This is a genomic window from Citrobacter sp. B72 (genome assembly GCF_016894305.1).
In the GTDB taxonomy this organism is placed as follows: domain Bacteria; phylum Pseudomonadota; class Gammaproteobacteria; order Enterobacterales; family Enterobacteriaceae; genus Citrobacter; species Citrobacter portucalensis.
This window is the reverse complement of record NZ_CP069801.1, coordinates 1,017,941-1,039,633: the sequence shown is the minus strand read 5'-3', so window position 1 is coordinate 1,039,633 and position 21,693 is coordinate 1,017,941. Positions and strand designations below refer to the sequence as shown.

Genomic DNA, 21,693 nt, shown 5'->3' with positions numbered 1-21,693 from the left:
ACATTATCCGCCGCTGCTTACGCCACCGCCTGCTGCGCCTGTGGAAAATCCCCGGGGCGCTGCTGCTATTGCTGTCAGTCCATTCGCTGCGCGCGGCCTGGGATTTTGCCAATATTCAACAAAAATCCGATGCGCTTTATGGCCCGGCAACGCCAGAAGCGCAGCAACGGATCCACGCCTGGCAACAGCTTCTGCTCCAGTTGCGTAATGCTGACGAGCAAACGCAATTGCTCGCTGTAAATCAATTCTTTAACGATAAGATCCGCTATACCGAAGACATTGATGTCTGGCATAACGTCGATTACTGGGCAACCCCTATCGAGTCGCTGCGCAAGGGTGAGGCAGATTGTGAAGACTACGCGATCGCCAAATATTTCACCCTCCGCCAGTTGGGAGTATCCGAAGACAAACTTCGCATCACCTATGTTAAAGCCCTGCGTTTAAACCGCGCACACATGGTGCTGACCTGGTACGCCACCCCTGAGGCGATTCCTCTGGTACTCGACAGTCTGACCAGCACTATTTCTCCTGCGACGCAGCGCATGGATCTATTACCCGTCTACTCCTTTAACAACACCGGCCTTTGGCTTCCCGGCAATCAAAACAATAAACGCGTTGGGGACAGCAAGAGGCTTTCTCGCTGGCAGCAAGTTTTCACCAAAATGCGGGAAGAAGGCTTCCCGATGGATAAATAGGAATCGCCCGTGTCTCTTTTTAAACAGTTACTTCTGGCAATCTCTCTCTTTATGATGGTTGTGTTCAGCGGCAATTTTATTGTGACGCTGGAGAGTTCTCGCAATCAGTCCAATAACCAACTCCTTTCACATGCCCAAGATGCCGCAACGGCGCTAGGCGTTTCGCTAACGCCCAACGTCAACGACCCGGCAATGATCGAGCTGATGGTCAGTTCCATTTTCGATAGTGGTTACTACAAAAAAATCCGCATTGTCGATCTGGCGAACGGCAAAATAATGCTTGAGCGCAGTGCGGCAGCGTCAATTCCCAACGTCCCGGCCTGGTTCGTCGATCTGGTGGATGTTACCCCGCAAACCGGTGAAGCAACGATTATGCGCGGCTGGCAGCAGGCAGCTCGCGTGGAAGTGACCAGCGATCCTATCTTTGCCGTGCAGCGTCTGTGGGACAATACCTTAGGCAACCTGCTGTGGATGCTGTCCTGTAGCCTCGCCAGCTTAATCGCCGGTATTCTGCTGCTGCGCAAACTGCTGCGCCCACTCAATTACATGGCAAAACAATCCGAAGCTATTACTCGTCGCGAGTTTCTGACGCTCCACGAGTTACCCAAAACGCCGGAATTACGCCGCGTTGTAGGCGCCATGAATTTAATGGCCGCGAAGCTTAAATCGTTATTTGAAGAACAAGCTATCTATAGCGAGCGCCTGCATAATGAAGCTTATCTCGACAGCCAAACCGGAATTGCCAATCGCCGGGCTTTCGATATGCAGCTCCAGGCGCGGCTAAGCGATGCCGATACCGCACCGGGATATCTGATGCTGGTACGCGTTCAGGATTTAGGCGGTCTGAATCAGCGCTTTGGCGGACCGCATACTGATAAGCTGTTGCTCAACATCGCCAACCTGCTGAACGCGCACAGAGAAAAGTATGCCCCTCTCGACAGCACGCTTGCCCGCATTCGCGGCGGTGAGTTCGCCCTACTCTGCCCTGGCGTCACACATGGTGAGATGTTGGATTTGTGCAATTCGCTGTGCCAAAAACTGACAGCCTTTTACGCCACCGGAATGTCAGACCAACAGCCGGTGGCCTATACCAGCATGGTGCCGTTTAACGCCGGAGATAATGCTCAATCATTGCTGATCCAGGCCGATCGCCTGCTGGTTGAAGCGGAAACACACACCGACCATCAGGTGGTTCCCACCACTGAAGTTCCTGCGAGTACAGAAGATCAGCATTTGTGGTTTGTGCGTCTGGAGCATGCACTGGAAAATCAGCAGTTCCAGCTGGTTTATCAGCCGGTAGTCGATTGCCGCCAGCCGGACAAAATCCTGCATTACAAGGTGCTGTCGCGCATTTTTGATGAGCAGGGTAACGCCATTACCGCGGGACGGTTCCTGCCCTGGATCCACCGCTTTGGCTGGAGTCATCGCCTCGATAAAGCCATGTTGAAACTGACATTGAACCAGTTGAAAACCGCGCCCGGAAAATTGGCGTTGAGTATCTCCGGCAGTTCTGTCGCCAGTGCGGCCGCCACTGCTGAGCTACTCACCCCGCTGCGCTATTCACCGAAATTAGCCAGTCAGTTGATTCTGGAACTGGATGAAAATCAGTTACCCGGTCCCCATCAGATGGCGGCATTTGTTAAAACCGTCGGTCAGCATCGCTGCTCGCTGGGTCTGCAACACTTCGGCAGCCGTTTCGATATGATTGGTCATCTGTCGCAGTGGGGACTGGCTTATCTGAAAATCGACAGCAGCTATATCCGCAATATTAATGAAGAAAACGATAAACGGTTATTTATTGAAGTGTTATCCAACGCCACGCGCAGTATTGATTTGCCGCTCATTGCTGAACGTGTTGAAACGAAAGGTGAGCTTATGGTGCTGCAAGAATTAGGGATTGATGGTGCAATGGGGCAATTATTAGGTGAGCCCGCGCCATTGTGATAAAACTGGCGTCTTGATACGCCTTTGTATAGCCGGATGGCGCTGCGCTTATCCGGCCTACAAACTGCCTGCATCAGCTAAAATATACGTTCATCGTTACCAAGCAGCTGTTCTAACCCGCCAAGTTCCTGGCGCGCGTTTGCGCGATTCATTAATTTAACCTGCGCCATCGGCGGAAGATCGGTAATGGCAATCACGCCCTTACGAATCAACAGGTTAATCAGGTCGTCGAGCACGCGAACCATCTCCAGGTCGCTTTTTTGCAGCATCGCTAAAGCCTGCTGATTGTCATTTTCAGGACTTTTTGCCACGCCTTCTGCCTGCACGTTTGCAGCAGATGAATCAGAATTCATATCAGTGCCTTTTCATTTTGCACGATGCTGCTGCCCTGTTCACACAGGGCAGCAGGCAATCGTTAGTGAGTGTGGTTTTGATCGGGTTTAGCAATCAGGTGATCCAACGAGTAGGTCGGAGAATGCAGATCGCCGCTTGTCGGAGTCGACAGCGCAGTATCAATGCCATGCGCCACTTTCGCCGGACTGGCGATCAGGTGATGATCGCCGCCGCTTTGAATGTACTTCGCAATATCCACGCCTTCATGCAGTTCACGGGCCAGATCGCTGAGATCGACTTTTTCAAGCACCCCCTTCGCCTTATCGTCAGCGCTGAGTACCGCTGTCGTCTGGCCGTGTCCGGTCGCAGCTGGTGCGTAAGACAGAGATAATGCGTTGTCATCGAACAGGTTGTGCAGCGCATGTTGCATCGCAGCATGATTTCCTTTATCCACCGTATGCCCTTTCACTGGCGCGGGATCGTCCATCGTCACGTTCAGCGTTTGGGTATAAGGCGTAATATTGCCGTGGTTATCATTCGCCTCAACCAATACGTTCACCCGGTTATGACCTGCCCGGAATGCGGAAGTCTCAACCTCAATATCATAGGTCAACCCATTATTGCCCTGATGAAGAATGGCATCGTACTGATGACCATTTACCAGCGCTTTAATATGATCGCCATCATTCACATCACCGCTCACGCTGCCGGTAATATGCGTGACGGTGTCCTGTGATTCCGCACGTGAAATATGGTTATCCCCGGTAACCTTATCGACGATAAGCGTGGCGTCTGCCTGCTGATCAACCGAATAGCTGTGGGAAGTTGTCTGTGAATATGGGTTGCCCGGCGTATCATGACCTTTAACCTCAACCGAAAATGTGGTGTTCACTTCCATGATATGACTGTCCACATCTACGTGATAAACCCGATCGCCATTGCTCAACGTGTCTACCGAACCGCTAAATTCCTGACCGCCAATTTTTAATTTGATCGAATCCCACACATCCACATCACCGCCAAGAGGCCCGGTTACCCTCACCGTCGCTCCCTGGAGTTCCTGATGATTCAGGACGTTATCTTGGGTGACATTATCAATACCCATCGTTCCCACAGCGGTTCTGTCGATGGTAATGGTCTTATCGATATCGACCTTATCGCGGTTACCGGCGTCGTCATGGGCGATAACGTGAGCAAGGATCTTTTGATCGTGAATCAGGTCAATCGTACTGGCATCCACGCTAAATACCTTCTGACCACCGCTATTTTTCACATCAGCAACCAGATCTTTACCATTAACGGTGATGGTCACCTGATCGCCAACATCCACGTCCCCGGTCACATAACCGCTGATGGTGGTTTTCGCATGCTGAGTTTCCTCGTTATTCAGCACATCATCGACTGACACCTTATCCAGCACGATGCTGGCATCAACCTGCGTATCGATAGTGACCGTTTTGTCGTTTACGGCATGCATTGGGTTCAACGCCGAATCCTGCCCTTCTACGCTGACGTGAATATTCGGGTCATTTTGCAACCCGACCGTACTCACCATCGCTTTGTAGCCCAGTTGCCCGTTCATATGCGGCAGCTCAATGACACGCGTATGTACTGTGACGCCATCGACGAGAATGGCGACTTTATCACCGAGATGCACGTCGCCATCCACCGTACCACTCACCTCTACGCTTCCTGCTTTTACCTCATCGGCATTGATAACATCGTCACCACCAACGGTATTGATGGTAATGCTGCCGCTTGCCGTTTTATCAATCGAATAGCCCTGCGTGAAACTGGCTGGCTGTACATTGCCGTGATCGTCATATCCTAAGACTGTCGCGACAATAGCGTGATCGGCCAACAGGTCTTTGGTGTAGATATCAACGGAGTAGCGATGATTATTATCGACAGTCGCCGCATAAGGGTTTCCGTTAACCGTCAGAGTCACCTTATCGCCGGGGTGCACATCTCCGGATACCGACCCCGTTACTGTCATCTTAGGTTGCAGCGATTCCCGCGCGTTCAGCACATTGTCACCGGCAATGTTATCTATCGTCACGCCAGCATTAGCGCTCAGATCGACCACGACATTGCTGCTGGCAGAGGCACTCCCCAGGTTACCATGATCATCCGTCGCCAATACCGTCGCGACAATATGTGGATCATTGTGCAGATCGTTGATACTGACCTTCGTCGACCAGGCCTGGTGACCATGTTTATCATCATGCACGACCGCAGTTAGCGTATTGCCATTGACCTGCAGACTCACCACGCTGCCGTCATGGATCCCTTCACCGCTGACCGTACCGCTGATGGTGGTTTTACCGCTTTGCGCCTCGGCAGCATTGATAACATCATCACCAGCAACCTTATCCATCGTTATCTGCAGCGGGTTATCCGTATCGACAGTGATGGTTTTCTGCACCGTATCTGTCGCTGCCCCAGCCGTGATAGATACATCAAACATCGGGTGCGCCTGCAGTTCATTCGTTGGCACATCCACTTCGTATGCCAGCTGTCCCGGCATCGTCGGGATAGCCATGACATGCCCGGTGTACTGCACATGATTGATGGTAACAATCACTTCGTCCCCGGCCTGAACGTCGCCGCTGACCAGGCCACGGATTGCCGTCGTCGCCTTTTGCGCTTCATCGTGGTTGAGAATGTCATCGCCCGCCACTTGATCAACGGTGAGATGCACGGTCGGTTGGTGAGGTTGTGTGGTTCCGGTGCCCGGTGTTGTCGGCGGGGTGTGCATACCATAAGGAGTGTTGGCTGGAATAGCGATATTGCCTAACCACGGAAGGTCAATAAACTTATGTTCTACCGCAGTTGCTGTATTGCCATGATCATCATGTGTGGTGATGGATACCGTGATATTACCGTCATCATGCCAGCCCCCTGAAACAACATTAAACGTGTAACCCAGCTTTCCATCCGGCAGAGTGATCACATTTGTTTGCAGTTGGCTACCGCCGACATCGACCGTAACCACATCGCCAGACTGTGCATCTGGAGCAACATGTCCCGTTACCGTGACGAATTCGGGGCGGCTTCCGGGATCCAAGGCTTGATTGCCCTCGGAAACAGCAGAATCAATCGTTATCCCGGCATCAGCAACGGTATCAACCAGCACCGGCATATCATCGTACCCACACGCGATGTTACCTGCGTCGTCTTTTGCCGTCACTTCAGCATGAATATTCGGATCCATGAGCAGATCTAAGGTCGAAACCTTTGTACTGAATACATGCTGACCGTTTTGATTTTCCACCCGCGCAAAATAGGTCTGATGGTTGATGGTCAGTTCAACCATATCACCGATTTTGACATCCCCGCCTACCGTCCCCGTAACCGTCGTTTGCTGCTTCAGGGCCTCGTCATGGTTAATCACCGCATCACCGCTATCGGTAACAATCGGATCAATATGCACAATCGCGTCAATATTTTCATCAATGACCACGGTACTGTGCGCATCTGCCGTCGCGTTATTACCCGCCGCATCGGTAGTGGTGATTGTTGCAGTAATATGCGGATCGTTTTGCAGCCAATGCGTATCCACCTTGATGGAGTAACCCAACGTTCCCAGATTCGGCAGGTCCACCACTATAGCATCAACCATATGGCCACCAATATTCAGGTGCACCACATCATCAATTTTCGCATCGCCACCGACTGTACCACTGACAACTGTCGTCTTTTGCCCCAATTCAATCTTATTCAATACATCATCGCCCGTTACCGGATCGATAGTGATAGAGGCCTTCGCGTCAGCGTCCAGCGTAACGGTATGATGCGCTGTAATTTGTGCATGGTTCAGGGCATCGTCCGTGATATCCATGGTGACGTCGATATGCGGATCGGCAACCAGATCGGCCGTAGCAACGGGTACGTGGAAACCCATCTGATGATTGCCACGATCTTCCACCACCCCGGCATAGTTGTGGCCGTTGATGGTCATGGTGAATGAATCGCCCGGATGAACTTCACCGCTCACCGTACCGCTCACTATCGTATAGCCATGCATTTGCTCAGCGAGGTTCAGCGTATTATCCGGCGTCACGGCATCAATGGTTATCTGCGCATCGACACGGGTATCGATAATAACGGTGGTTTCTGCATTGGCCGTGGCTGGGTTGCCCGCACCATCGGTAGTGCTCACCGTCGCGGTTAAATGCGGATCGGAGATCAGATCTGCGGTGCTGACTTTAATGCTGTAGCCGAGAACCCCGCCCCCCACATCGTGCACTTTCCCTGTAAGAACGTGACCATTAACGGTGAGGTAAACGACGTCATTTACGTGAACATCCCCTGCCACTTTCCCGGTTATCCAGGTGAATGGCTGTTTTGATTCATCGCCATTGACCATGTTATCGCCAGTAACGGGATCGATCGTCAGCATTGCCTTAGCATGTAAATCAACCACCAGATCGTGCGATATCTCCGCTTTCTGGAAATTATGCACATTATCTTCGCCGACTACGCGGGCCACGATATGCGGGTCTTTGACCAGATCGCGGCTCAGAACGTCCAGCTTATATCCCAGCGCATTATTATGTTCCGGGAGTCGCTGAACAGTTGTGTCGTAAGTATGGCCGTTGACGATAACCTGAACTTTAGTCCCTACATGCACATCGCCCGAAACCGTCCCCATGATCTCAGTGAAGTGTTTCGCAGCTTCTGCGCCGTTCAGCTTGTCATCGCCCGCCACCGTATCAACGGTGATTTTAGCCGCGGCATGGTTATCAATATGTACATCATGGGTTGCGGTGGTAATGACCTCATTTTCCACCGCATCGTGGGAGATAACCGTGACACTCACGGTCACATTTTTATCCTGGTTGCCTTTGTTATCGCTGAACGCCGTTGAGTTGACCGGGACCTGATAGCCTAAATGACCGCCTCCAAGATCAATCACCTTGCCGTTAAACGTCTGGTGATTGATTTCTACGATCACCGCATCGCCAATCTGCGCGTCACCGCCCACCTTACCGCTGATGAGCTGCATCGGCGTATCCAGCTCAAGATGGTTAAGTTTGTCGTCATCTGTGACGCTATCAATAGTGACGGTACTTTGCGCCTGGGTATCCAGCGTAACGGTTCGATGCTCCACCGCCACCGCCTTGTTGCCCGCTGCATCGTGACTGACCAGCGTCACCATCACGTCGTTGCTGCCTTCCTGCAACACACCTGTTGGAACAAACACTTCGTAGCGCAGAACGCCGTGATCGTTAACCACCGTGCCGCTAAAGTCCTGTGTTTGCCCCTGTACGTGGACGGTCACCACATCGCCCACTTTGGCATCCAGGCCTTTTGCGATACCGCTAATCAGCGTCGGCATGCGGTTTTCAATGGCGTTCACCACATCATCCGACGCGACTACATCCGTCGTCACCACGTTTTTGGCAAAGTTATCAATATGAACTTTATGGCTATCGGTAGCGATGGCAAGGTTACCCGCCACATCATGAGAGGTGACAGTGACGTGTACATCGACATCCGTCAACACATGGACGCTATTGTTCGCAAAGGCCGATGAGTCCACATCAATGCTGTAACCCAGATGCCCGTTACCAAGGTCAATGACCCGGCTATCGTACTGATGACCATTAACTTCGAGTTGAATGGGATCGCCGATCTTCGCATCTTCACCATCAACGATGCCGGTAATGCGCTGTGTCGCCGCGGACAGTTCCTGGTAATTGATAACATTGTCTGTAGCAATGTTATCTAACGAGATGGTGTTTTGCGCATGAGTATCAAGAGTGATAATACGGTGCGACTCACTGGTCACTTCATTGCCCAGCGCGTCATGGCTGACCAGCGTCGCGACCACCGCGTTCTTTCCTTCATGCAAGGTTCCATGCGGCAGAACCACTTCATAGCGTAACTGACCGTTATCGTTGATCACCTTGCCGTCAAAGTCTTGTCCACGAACCCTGATAGTTACCGCATCCCCCTCCCGGGCATCACCACCGGCTACGATGCTAATAATCGTCGGCATCCGGTTTTCATTGGCGTTCACCACATTGTCCGTCGCCACTGCGTCAATCTTAATGGTGTTTTCCGCGTAGTTATCGATATGAACTTTATGGGAATCAGTCGCGATCGCCAGGTTTCCCGCTGCGTCATGAGATGTGACCATCGCGGTAATTTTCACATTCGCCAGCACATGGCCGCTGTTATCAGCAAATGCTGAAGAATCTACATCGATGCTATAACCCAGCTTACCGCGGCCAAAATCAATCACCTTACCGCTGTACTGATGGCCATTTATCTCCAGTAAGACAGGATCGTTGACCTTCGCATCCTCACCGCCAACAAAACCGGTAATGGTCTGTTTAGCCGCAAGTAGCTCTTGGTAATTCAATGTGTTATCGGCAGTGACATCATGTATACGGACAGTATTATGTGCCTGGGTGTCCAACGTGATGGCGTGATGCGCCAGAGTGGTCACTTCATTACCCACCGCATCGTGGCTGACCAGCGTCACCACCACCGCATTTTTACCTTCCTGCAGCGTACCGACCGGCACCGCCACTTCGTAGCGCAGTTCGCCATTTATGTTGACGACTTTGCCGGTAAAGTCTTGCCCCTGTACACTAACGGTCACCGGATCGTTGACGGACGCATCGCCGCCAACGGCACCGCTGATCAGCGTGGTCATGCGGTTTTCAATAGCATTCACCACATCCTCCGTCGCTACCGTGTCGATGCTGAGCTGGTTAGTGGCGAAGTTATCAATGTGTACGTCGTGGCTGCTGGTGGCGATCGCCAGGTTGCCCGCCGCATCGTGGGAGGTGACGCTGACATGGACCGTCGCCTCTTTCAGCACATGACCGACATTGTCAGAGAACGCCGCAGAATCCACCTCGATGCGATAACCGAGGGTATTTTTCCCGGTATCAATCACCTGGCCGTGATACTGGTGGCCGTTAATCTCCACCAGAACCGGGTCGCCCGCTTTCGCATCTTCCCCGCGCACGTTTCCGGTAATCACCTGCTTCGCCGCCGACAGCTCAGTAAAGTTCAGGGTGTTGTCGGCAGTGACATCATGAATATTGACGGTGTTATGTGCTTTAGTGTCCAGTACCACGGTACGGTGCGCCAGCGCGGTCACTTCATTACCCACCGCATCGTGGCTGACCAGCGTCACCACCACCGCATTTTTACCTTCCTTCAGCGTGCCGACCGGCACCGCCACTTCGTAGCGCAGTTCGCCGTTATCATCGACCACCGTTCCGGTAAAATTCTGCCCCCGCACGCTGACGGTAACGGTATCCCCCGCTTTGGCATCGCCGCCTGCCACGCCGCTTATCAGCGTGGTCATGCGGTTTTCAATGGCGTTGACCACATTGTCGTTCGCGACGGTGTCGATATGTACCGTGTTTTCCGCGAAGTTGTCGAGATGCACGCTGTGGGTGTCGGTGGCAATCGCCAGGTTGCCCGCCGCATCGTGAGACGTGACGCTGACATGGACCGTCACCTCTTTCAGCACATGACCGACATTGTCAGAGAACGCCGCAGAATCCACCTCGATGCGATAACCGAGGGTATTTTTCCCGGTATCAATCACCTGGCCGTGATACTGGTGGCCGTTAATCTCCACCAGAACCGGGTCGCCCGCTTTCGCATCTTCCCCGCGCACGTTTCCGGTAATCACCTGCTTCGCCGCCGACAGCTCAGTAAAGTTCAGGGTGTTGTCGGCAGTGACATCATGAATATTGACGGTGTTATGTGCTTTAGTGTCCAGTACCACGGTACGGTGCGCCAGCGCGGTCACTTCATTACCCACCGCATCGTGGCTGACCAGCGTCACCACCACCGCATTTTTACCTTCCTTCAGCGTGCCGACCGGCACCGCCACTTCGTAGCGCAGTTCGCCGTTATCATCGACCACCGTTCCGGTAAAATTCTGCCCCCGCACGCTGACGGTAACGGTATCCCCCGCTTTGGCATCGCCGCCTGCCACGCCGCTTATCAGCGTGGTCATGCGGTTTTCAATGGCGTTGACCACATTGTCGTTCGCGACGGTATCGATATGTACCGTGTTTTCCGCGAAGTTGTCGACATGCACGCTGTGGGTGTCGGTGGCAATCGCCAGGTTGCCCGCCGCATCGTGGGAGGTGACGCTGACATGGACCGTCGCCTCTTTCAGCACATGACCGACGTTGTCAGAGAACGCCGCAGAATCCACCTCGATGCGATAACCGAGGGTATTTTTCCCGGTATCAATCACCTGGCCGTGATACTGGTGGCCGTTAATCTCCACCAGCACCGGGTCGCCCGCTTTCGCGTCTTCCCCGCGCACGTTTCCGGTAATCACCTGCTTCGCCGCCGACAGCTCAGTAAAGTTCAGGGTGTTGTCGGCAGTGACATCATGAATATTGACGGTGTTATGTGCTTTAGTGTCCAGTACCACGGTACGGTGCGCCAGCGCGGTCACTTCATTACCCACCGCATCGTGGCTGACCAGCGTCACCACCACCGCATTTTTACCTTCCTTCAGCGTGCCGACCGGCACCGCCACTTCGTAGCGCAGTTCGCCGTTATCATCGACCACCGTTCCGGTAAAATTCTGCCCCCGCACGCTGACGGTAACGGTATCCCCCGCTTTGGCATCGCCGCCTGCCACGCCGCTTATCAGCGTGGTCATGCGGTTTTCAATGGCGTTGACCACATTGTCGTTCGCGACGGTGTCGATATGTACCGTGTTTTCCGCGAAATTGTCGACATGCACGCTGTGGGTGTCGGTGGCAATCGCCAGATTGCCCGCCGCATCGTGGGAGGTGACCGTTACCTTCACGTCCATATAACCATCGACTTTTGCAACGTTGTTGGCAAAATCGGCAGCGTTCACCGCAATACGATAGCCCAGCGTGCTATTGCCGAGATCGATGATCTGACCGTTGTACTGGTGACCGTTGATCTCTACCAGTACTGGGTCGCCAGCCTTCGCGTCTTCCCCGCTGACGGTTCCGGAAATCACCTGGTTACGCATATACAGCTCAGCACGATTCAGGGTGTTATCTGTCGTGACATCATCAATCGTGAGGGCGTTATGTGCCTGGGTGTCCAGCACCAAGGTGCGGTGCGTCACTGCAGTGGCTTCATTACCTACTGCGTCATGGCTTACCAGCGTCACCTGTACATCGTTAGCCCCCTCTTTGAGAGTTGCGGAAGGCACAACGATTTCATAGCGTAGCTGGCCATGATCGTCGAAAACCGTGCCGTGAAACGCTTTGCCCTGAATGGTCAACGTGACCGGATCACCCGCTTTCGCATCACCGCTGGCAATGCCAGAAATAATGGTCGGCATACGAAACTCATTAGCGTTGACGACATCATCATTCGCCACCGTTTCAATGGTCACGGCATTTTGCGCATACAGGTCGTTATTGACGTGATGATCCGTGGAAACAATTGTGGTGTTTCCTGCGTCGTCAGTAGAAGTTAATGTGGCGTGAATGTTCGGGTCATGCAGTAACCCCTGGGTCAGTACCGGGATGGTATAAGTCAGAGTCCCATTTCCGGGGTCGGTAACAACACCGGTATATTCTTTACCATCAACCAATAAAGTAACGATATCGCCGGGTTTAGTATCGCCGCCGACCGACCCGTGGATCAGGGTTTGCGGTTGACGCGACTCTTCGTAGTTAATGAGGTTATCCGGCGTGACGTTATCAATGGTAATGTCGATGTGTGGTCCGGTAATATCAATCAGCGCATGATCAAAACTTTCTGCCGTTCGTCCCGTCATATCGGTGGCTATTGCCACCACTGTTACATTTCCCGGGACCAGTCCCCCCAGATCGGTATCAATATTCCAGTGCCCGTTGCTCACCGGAACAGTAACGGTGAATGTGTTTTTTTGGCTATCGGTGAAGGTGAGTGTGATGTGATTTTGATTACTGGTGCCGCTTAAATGGGTCTGATGGAATTCGCTTTTGTTAATGAAACCGTCGTTGCCGGCAAACTCGGTAATTTGTACCTCAGGCGGGAAAACACTCGCGGAACCTGCGGTAACTCCCCCTATCGGCAGATTGATATCCCAGTTCGGGCTTCCCAGACCTTTAGTGTTAAAACCTGCTGTCGGATCAACCACCTGCCCGGTCAATTCAAGCTGAACCAGAGTGTGCCCCCCGCCGCCACCTTCTAATGTTGCCGGTGCTTCATTACCCGCCGCGGTGGCTTCCAGCACCTGCGTCGGGTCAGCGCCATCGGCAATGGCCTTTTGTGCGGCGGCAATATCCTGAGCACTACTTTCCGGATGATGGCTAACCTGTAGCCCGTGCTCACCCCAATGGCTATTACGGCCTATATCCAGCGTTTTTCCGTCTGGTAAAGAGATACTTACCGCGCCGCTGGCACCGGTCACAATTTCTTCACCGCTATATACCCTGTCGCCTTCATGAACCAGTCGTTGTGCACCATTGGCATCAACTACGTAAACCTGTCCAATAATTGCTTTGATCACACCGAGTAATTTGCTCACCGTAACCTCACTTAATTACCATCATTATTTTTATAAACTCGTTAATACATTAACGAACAAATATCACATTCAATTAATGTAAACATTAATATCTCAATGTAGAAAAAAACACATTTTATAGAATGCAATTACATGAGACTTGACTGGCAAATGAATATAATAAAAAATAACCAAAAATAAAACACGATGTGACAAAACATGTCGCTGAATAGCTGATTACAGCCATCAATTAAGACAATTCATATTTGTTAATTAATATAACGTGTTTGTAAAAATGGATGATAGCGACGACACCTGGATGTCATAACCGTGAGATATAGGGCATTCATGTCATGAAGAAGTTTTTAGTTTTTCTGCTTTCATGTTTTTCAATAAATGCAGTAAACGCAGAAGACTTACAAAATACCGTTAAAGATGCATTAGCGAATCATCCTGAAGTTAATGCTGCAATAAATAGCCGTTATTCCTCGGAGCAAGATCTGCGTGCGGCACAAGGTGGCTATTTGCCATCACTGAATTTAAATGCCGAGGCCGGGCGCAAAAATGTTGATGATGCAACTACCCGCGCTGCAGGACGCAATAACGGTCTGACTCAATCACCTAACGAGGCGACTATCAGCCTCGAGCAAAATGTGTTTAACGGCTTTGCGACCAACAGCGAAGTGGCGCGCCAAAAAGCGACCGTAGACTCACGCGCTTACAGCGTGATGAACACCAGCGAAAGCACCGCTTATGCGGTGATTCAGGCCTATTTCGACGTGCTGCAACGCGAAGAATTTGTGCGCCTTGCTGAAGACGATCTGGCGAACCACGAGCGCATTTATGACCAGATAAAACTGCGTACCGATCAGGGCGTTGGGCGCTCCGGGGATTTTATGCAGGCCGAAGCGCGTCTGGCGCAGGCGCGAAACAACCTGCTGACCGAGCAGACTAACCTTGAAGATGCGAAAACCACCTTTGTTAGCGTGACGGGCATGGATCCGCAGGGCTTAAGCCAGCCAGAGAGCATTGACTCTCAGTTGCCAACCTCGCTGGAAGATGCCAAAAGTCGGATGGAAAAAAATAATCCATTACTGAAGTCTGCCAATGCGGATATCGAAGCTGCGCACCAGCAGTATGAAGCGTCGAAATCAACCTTCTATCCACGTGTGGACGTTGAGCTTTCCCGCGGGATTAGCAACAACACCGATACCACTCGCGCACACACCGAAGAGTGGGAAGCGATGGTAAAACTGCACTACAACCTGTACCAGGGCGGCAGCGACAAAGCCAACATGAACTCCCGCGCTTATCTGCACAAGCAGGCTCAGGATGTACGTAATAACACACTGCGCCAGCTGAATCAGGAGCTGCGCCTGGCCTGGACCGCACTGCAAAACGCACGCGCCCAGCTTCCTTCGGCGGAAGAATACGCTGACCGCAGCGTCAAAGTACGCACGGCTTATCAGGATCAATTTAGTCTTGGCGAGCGTACGCTGCTGGATTTACTCGATAGTGAAAATGAAGTGTTCTCCTCTAAACGCCGTCTTGTTGAATTACGTTATCTGGCCATGACCAGTGGCTACCGTATTAGCGAACGCACCGGGGAATTAATGAACATTCTAAAAATCACACCGCCGCCTTCAGGACAACCGGTAGATTCAGCAGAAGAAAATAGCTTACCGGAACTTCATTAATAATTATTAATCCCCAATAAATCTCTGACCTGCACGCTTATAATTAGCTTGCTATTATTTAATAGTGCACGGTCAGAATGGTTGCGAAAATGAGTGCACAAGCCGAATTATTAAATGACGTCCCTGAGAATTACGCTAACCCTAATTCTCAACATCACGACCCACGTAGCCATAATGACGACCCGTTATTAGATAGCTTACTGATTCTGTGTTCTCTGCACGGTAAACCGGCAAGTCGTTCAACATTAAGCAGTGGCCTGCCATTAGAAAACGATCGGCTCACGCTGAATATATTCCCACGCGCAGCGGCAAGGGCCGGTTTAAAGGCGCGAGTCGTCACGCGCACGCTCGATAAAATTCCGGCAATGTCTCTGCCTGCTGTCTTGTTATTGAATGCAGGGGGAACCGGGGTGTTGTTGGCCTGGAACGATGACGGTAGCGCCCGTTTTATGCCCAGCGAAAGCGAAGGTGGGGAAATTTGCGTTGATGCTGCCACGCTTGAGCAAAACTATGCGGGCAAAGTCATTTTTGCGCATCCGCGCCATGAATTCGATTTGCAGGCAGAGGCCTTTTTGCCGCGCACCAAATCCTGGTTTAAAGACACGCTGAAGCTGTCGCGTTTTCTGTATATGGATGCGGTATTGGCCAGTCTGTTAATCAACCTGATTGCGCTCGGCACACCGCTCTTTACCATGAATGTGTATGACCGCGTCGTGCCAAACCAGGCAACGGTCACATTATGGGTGCTGGCAGCCGGCATCTGCCTGGCTTTTGTCTTTGATCTGATTTTAAAAATGCTGCGCGGTATCTGCCTTGATATTGCAGGTAAGAAAAGCGATCTCATCATCTCTTCGACCCTGTTTGAGCGCATTGTCGGTATGGAGATGAAAGAGCGCCCGGCACGCGTGGGCAGCTTTGCACAAAACATTCACGAGTTTCAGTCACTGCGTGATTTCCTCTCATCCCTCACTTTGACGACGATTATCGATTTGCCCTTCACCCTGTTACTGCTGATTGTTATTGGCATTATCGGCGGCGCGCTGGCATGGATCCCGGTACTGACATTACCGATTGCCCTATTGTGCAGTTGGGCACTACAAAAGCCGGTCAACGCTGCTGTGGCAAAAACCATGAGCCTCGCCAGCGAACGTCAGGCGCTACTGATTGAAACCCTGAGCAGTCTGGATGCCATCAAAGTGAATAATGCCCAAAGCGAACGCCAGTTCCAGTGGGAACAAACGCTGGGCAGCCTGAGCCGTCTCGAACTGCGGGTGAAAACCTTGTCCAGCCTGGCCAGCAACCTTACCGGCTGGTTCCAGCAAATTTCAGGCGTGGTGATGATCATCGTCGGGGTGTACATGATTATCGACGGCAAACTGAGTATGGGTGGCTTGATCGCCTGCTACATGCTTAACGGCCGGGCACTCATGCCGCTGGGTCAGCTCACCGGCCTTATCGCCCGCTATCAGCAGGCGAAACTGACCATCAAAAACACTGAGAAAATGATGTCGCTGACGCAGGAGCGCCGTGCGGATGAAAACCCACTCAAGCGTGAACAGTTACAGGGCAGCATTGAATTTCGCGATGTGGATTTCAGCTACCCGGAGCAACAAAACCTGTCGCTGCACAAAATTAACCTGACCATTCAGCCCGGTGAGCGCATCGGCATTATCGGGCGCAGCGGTTCCGGTAAAAGTTCACTGAGTAAACTTATCGTCAATTTATACCAGCCGAGCGCCGGGAACCTGCTGATCGATGGTATCGACTCTCGCCAGCTGGATGTGAACGATCTGCGCCACAGCATCGGCTACGTGCCGCAGGACATCCAGCTATTCAACGGCACGCTGCGCGATAACCTGCTGTGCGGAGCGCGCTATGTCGATGACGAAACGATGCTGCGAGCGGCAGAACTGGCTGGCGTCAACGAATTCGCACGCCTGCATCCCGACGGCTATAACCTGCAGGTCGGCGAACGCGGCTCCCAGCTTTCCGGTGGGCAACGGCAGGCGGTGGCGCTCGCGCGTGCACTGTTGCTTGATCCCCCTCTCCTGCTACTGGATGAACCCACCAGTTCAATGGACAACACCAGCGAAGAGAAGATCAAACACGCGCTGGCCCCCTGTATTGCGGGAAAAACGTTATTACTGGTCACGCACCGCGCTTCCATGCTGTCGCTGGTTGACCGTCTGATTATTGTTGATAAAGGTCGCATCATCGCAGACGGTCCGAAAGGGGTAGTGATGGATGCGTTGAAAAAGGGGCAAATTAATGCGTCTCGCTGATCTCCTGACTCGTGCCCGCAGTCACATGCAGCACTATTTTCGCGGTCGTGATGAAAATCAAACCGACAGTATTAATGAGGTTAGCCAGGCCATAATTGATGATGCCCCAAGAGTGATACGACTGACGTTGTGGGTGATCCTCGCGCTGGTGGTGCTGTCCTTCATCTGGGCTGGTTTTGCAAAAATTGATGAAGTGACACGCGGTGAAGGCAAAGCGATCCCTTCATCAAAACTGCAAAAAATCCAGAACCTGGAAGGGGGAATTGTCACCGAGCTGTACGTGCATGAAGGGCAAATCGTTAACGCCGGAACTCCACTACTGCACCTCGATGACACGCGCTTCGCCTCCAACGTTGGCGAAACTGAAGCCGACAAACTCGGTCTGCGCGCCAAGGTAGAACGCCTGACGGCTGAGGTTGAAAGCCGGGACTTTGTGATTTCACCCGAGATAGCCAGCCAGGCGCCCGATGTCGCCCGGGGAGAAACCGAGCTGTACAACAGCCGTCGGGAACAATTTCACAACGAAATTTCCGGGCTTGAAGAACAGCTGGTACAGAAAAAACAGGAGCTGCGCGACTTTGAGTCAAAGGAGGATCAGTTTAAGCACAGCCTCGGGTTAATCCGTCAGGAAATCAAAATGTCCGAGCCGCTGCTCGCTTCAGGCGCCATTTCAAAAGTCGAACTGCTGCGCCTGCGTCGTACCGAAGTGGAAACCGCCGGGCAGCTCAATTCTATTAGCCTGTCGCTGCCCAAGGCCACGTCAGAAATTAAAGAGATTGAGAATAAAATCGGTGAAAGCCGTGGCCGTTTCCAGAGTGATGCGCTAGCCCAACTCAATGAAGCTCGCACTAATCTGAGTAAAACCCAGGCAAGCGTTAAAGCACTGGAGGATCGGGTGAACCGTACCATGGTCACCTCACCGGTACGGGGTATCGTCCAGCAGGTGATGGTGAATACTATCGGCGGCGTCATTCAACCGGGCAGCGATCTGGTGGAAATCGTTCCGCTGGATGACAAACTGTTAATCGAAGCCAAAATCCAGCCGCGCGATATCGCCTTCCTCCATCCGGGTCAACATGCGATGGTGAAATTTACCGCTTACGATTACACCATCTATGGCGGTCTGCAAGGCGAAGTAGTGCAGATAAGCCCGGACACCGTTACCGATAAGCAGGGGCGAAGCTTTTATATTGTGCGTTTGCAGACGGACAAAAATTACCTGGGAACAAAAGAGCATCCGATGCTGATCATTCCCGGCATGGTGGCGAGCGTCGATATTCTCACCGGCAAGAAAACGATTCTGAGCTACCTGTTAAAACCGATTATTCGCGCACGCGCGGAAGCACTCAGAGAACGTTGATCGGATGCGCTCCCTTACATTTTGCCGGGGAGCGCATGAATTTATAACGGCGTGCAAAAAGAGAGCTTCCCACGATTCAGGGTGATTTTCCCGTCATTAACCAGCTCCTGTAACACCTTATGGATGGCACTACGTGAAATATGGTTACGGGTCAAAATAAAAGTATACACGGATGTTTTCTCGCGAACCTCTGGCTCCATCGACCAGATATATTTTACGTGTTCAATAATCTGCTCACGGATAGTACGGTGCGACTGCAACGCTTCACGCTGAAAATAACGTTGAAGATGATGCGTTAAGATATCAAACGCCTGCTTCCATAAGTTTTTGGTCGTAAACAGGTGATCGGCATTTTGTACGCTCATCGCCCACATTTCACAATCGGTATCACAACGTAAATAGTGACCAGCCACTTCCGTACGCATTTGTGGCAGGCCGAGAATAGCAGGTGCAGAAATACTCACCGTGACTAAATCGTTTTCCACACGATAAACAGAGACAGTCCCTTTCTCCAGAAATAAGATATGTCCATCGGTCTTCAAATCAATACGCTGACGTTTTTTACGTAACGACAGCCAGGCATTATCCGACTTCTTCATTTCATCGCCAACGAGCACTACAGCATTTTCAATTTCTTTCTGGAACATGGGACTCTCTACCGCAAATTATGGCTTAGTCAAAAAGATGGTTAAATTTACTCGGCACTAAAAATAAATGTCAGCTCGCAAACAAGCTGACATTTATTCCCATCTACATCTACCACCGGCATTCCCTGGTGCCATTGACGCGTTAAGGTTCATGCTGTTTTCGCGTGGTGGTGCCAGGCAGTATATGGCGCTGTCCATAAAGAATTAATGGCAATCATCTTTGTCGACATTTTTTCATCTTTCTGTTCTTTGCAGAGTAGCCAAAAAGATACAATCAATTGATTTTAATGGATTTTATTTTCATTAAAAAGTTTTCATTCTTGTTATATCATGATACCAATTTGCAACACTTCGCGGTTCTCGCTGTGGAATCAGGTCCATGCTGGTGGTCTTTATAGGCTCAGTGGTATCATGACTAAACAACCACCAGACGCATCATCAAGAGTAGAGACAATATGTCTGAGACTGGCAATGTCAGTTATCTGATTGAAAATAGAATAATATTTACGCCAGCCACACAATGTCTGGCGCGGGTAGATCACCCCAATCAGCGGATAAAACTCAAACACTCAGCGTCGTTATGTCTTTTATTACTTATTCAACATCGCGGGCAAGTGGTTTCTCAAAACGAATTACTGGAATTCGGTTGGGGTAAAAATCACCGGCAGGTGAGTTTCAACGCCTTTTATCAAAGCATTCTCTCGTTGCGTAAAAGCTTACTGCAGCTGGAGCTTGAACAACCGCTGATCACAACGATCCCCCGCAAAGGGCTGATCATTCAAGAAGAGTTTGATATTCAGGTCATTGAAACACCGGAGGAGAACTCTGCTTCTGCTGAAGAATCCTTAGCGCCAGATGCCACCATTGAGGAATTTTTGGCTGACACACCGCGTCAACCTTTGATAACGGCTGCAGAAACAGTAATGTTGGCACTTACCCTGATAATTTGTGTGCTTATATTATATCCGTGGCAAGCCAGCGATGATTATTTTTCCGGCTATATCACTGCGGATAAAGCACCCACTGGCTGTCAGTATTATTTCAATAACGATGCCAGTAATTTCTCCCGGCATATCGCGTTTATCGACAAAAACCCAGGACTGTGTCAGAGCCATAAATTTATCTATATCACGACCTATCCTGAGTCTAAGAAACTGTCCGTACTGGTATGTCGCTCACCGATAAAAGCCAGGCAAGAAAATGCCTGTCAGTCGGTATATTACCCACGGTATGATAGCTAATGAACTTATATCCCCGAACGTCCCGCATCCAGACAGGTATTATCCTGCTGCTTTGTTTTGCTGCGCTTATTCTTACTGTCGTCTATCGGTACAGTAAGAACAATGGCGAGTTACATGATCTCACCTGCCGCTCTGCCATCGAAATTGTACGCAATACAAGCTCGTTCCGAGGGATTATTGATATTAAAACCGGGGGCAGTAAAGGTATTGTGAATATTGATGGTATTATCAAAGATGCCGAAAATAATGAGCAAACCGTGCAACGCATGGTACTTTTTACACAATCCAGCTACGGCTCAAGCCCGGTCTGGATTTCACAGAAAATCCAAATTTCCAATCGAGAAACGGCTCCCGCCAGCCTTATTCAGGAACTCCTCCCCGATTTTTTCCTGACCAATACCAGCGTATCCAACGTCGATTTTTTTGCACTGAACAGCGCGACATACCTGATTACCAAAGAGGGGATCCCCTATCTGTACTGCCAGAATTATGCTTTGCCGGAAAATGAATAATCAATAAGCGTTCTGGCGGCAAAACCTACGGATGAATCTCAGTCGTTGTCGGTGATAAGATAGACCATTCAGGCCGAGCCAACGCTCGTCGTTACTGCCCTTCAGGCGGCTTTCGAATGACAAATTTGTGGGTTGATGTGAGTTTCCAGGGGCTCACATGAGACTCCCCTGGTACCCAAAAGATTAAAAAAAGAGCAAAAGCGATATGAAAGAGTCACTTGATACGGACTTCACGAACCACACCCCAATGATGCAGCAGTATGCAATTAAATAAGTAAATTCTTGTATTTTATGTTAATTTTAAAATTAATTAAAATTCAGCATACATATGGCATACATTTTATAATGTGTAAAAAAGTACTTTAAGATCAATCCGATTTCTGGTAAAAATTAGCTGTGGGACGAATACCTCACTTGATGAAAATGGAAGCGTTAAAGCAAGAAGATCTGTCCTTAAGTCTAGGACGACCGAGAGGTCTTTCTGGGTGCACTCTGGCGAGCCATGCGA

10 protein-coding genes are annotated in these 21,693 nt (G+C 51.0%); 7 read left to right on the top strand and 3 right to left on the bottom strand.

All coding sequences use genetic code 11. The features are described from left to right. Positions 1 to 2: 2 nt before the first annotated feature. Positions 3 to 695 carry a cysteine protease LapG gene (gene lapG, locus JQN59_RS04910; RefSeq protein ID WP_394810794.1) on the top strand — a complete coding sequence of 231 codons (693 nt, stop codon included), beginning with the start codon at positions 3 to 5 and terminating at the stop codon, positions 693 to 695. Positions 696 to 704: 9 nt separating this feature from the next. Next, on the top strand, positions 705 to 2,639 hold the full coding sequence (locus JQN59_RS04905; RefSeq protein WP_048215666.1) for a bifunctional diguanylate cyclase/phosphodiesterase: 1,935 nt from the start codon (positions 705 to 707) through the stop codon (positions 2,637 to 2,639). Positions 2,640 to 2,716: 77 nt separating this feature from the next. On the opposite strand, the gene JQN59_RS04900 is transcribed toward JQN59_RS04905, so the two are convergent. Next, on the bottom strand, positions 2,717 to 2,992 hold the full coding sequence (locus JQN59_RS04900) for a hypothetical protein (protein ID WP_048215665.1): 276 nt from the start codon (positions 2,990 to 2,992) through the stop codon (positions 2,717 to 2,719). Positions 2,993 to 3,054: 62 nt separating this feature from the next. After that, a complete protein-coding gene (locus tag JQN59_RS04895; protein WP_204528164.1) occupies positions 3,055 to 13,467 on the bottom strand; it encodes a retention module-containing protein in 10,413 nt (3,470 codons plus the stop codon). Positions 13,468 to 13,799: 332 nt separating this feature from the next. Between JQN59_RS04895 and JQN59_RS04890 the strand changes: the two genes are divergently transcribed. The 3 genes from JQN59_RS04890 (at position 13,800) to JQN59_RS04880 (ending at position 18,785) form a co-directional block, all read left to right on the top strand. Next, entirely contained in the window at positions 13,800 to 15,143 is a 1,344-nt protein-coding gene (locus JQN59_RS04890; RefSeq protein ID WP_128316627.1) for a TolC family outer membrane protein, read from the top strand. 89 nt (positions 15,144 to 15,232) lie between these two features. Further along, positions 15,233 to 17,425, top strand: a complete 2,193-nt coding sequence (locus JQN59_RS04885) for a type I secretion system permease/ATPase (protein ID WP_239484211.1) — start codon at positions 15,233 to 15,235, stop codon at positions 17,423 to 17,425. Beyond that, positions 17,412 to 18,785 (top strand): HlyD family type I secretion periplasmic adaptor subunit, encoded by a 1,374-nt coding sequence (locus JQN59_RS04880; protein WP_053069286.1) that lies wholly within the window; start codon positions 17,412 to 17,414, stop codon positions 18,783 to 18,785. Before JQN59_RS04885 ends, JQN59_RS04880 begins: the two co-directional genes overlap by 14 nt. A 41-nt stretch (positions 18,786 to 18,826) precedes the next feature. Here the strand turns inward: JQN59_RS04880 and JQN59_RS04875 are convergent, their stop codons facing one another. After that, positions 18,827 to 19,432: a helix-turn-helix domain-containing protein gene (locus tag JQN59_RS04875; RefSeq protein ID WP_048215661.1), complete on the bottom strand. Its 606-nt coding sequence runs from the start codon at positions 19,430 to 19,432 to the stop codon at positions 18,827 to 18,829. A 455-nt stretch (positions 19,433 to 19,887) separates the two neighbouring features. On the opposite strand from JQN59_RS04875, the gene JQN59_RS04870 reads away from it, so the two are divergent. Together JQN59_RS04870 and JQN59_RS04865 are read left to right on the top strand one after the other, a co-directional pair. Beyond that, positions 19,888 to 20,673, top strand: coding sequence for a winged helix-turn-helix domain-containing protein (locus tag JQN59_RS04870; RefSeq protein WP_149608354.1), 786 nt, complete (start codon positions 19,888 to 19,890; stop codon positions 20,671 to 20,673). Continuing rightward, positions 20,673 to 21,185, top strand: a complete 513-nt coding sequence (locus JQN59_RS04865) for a hypothetical protein (protein ID WP_003825820.1) — start codon at positions 20,673 to 20,675, stop codon at positions 21,183 to 21,185. Before JQN59_RS04870 ends, JQN59_RS04865 begins: the two co-directional genes overlap by 1 nt. Positions 21,186 to 21,693: the final 508 nt, after the last annotated feature.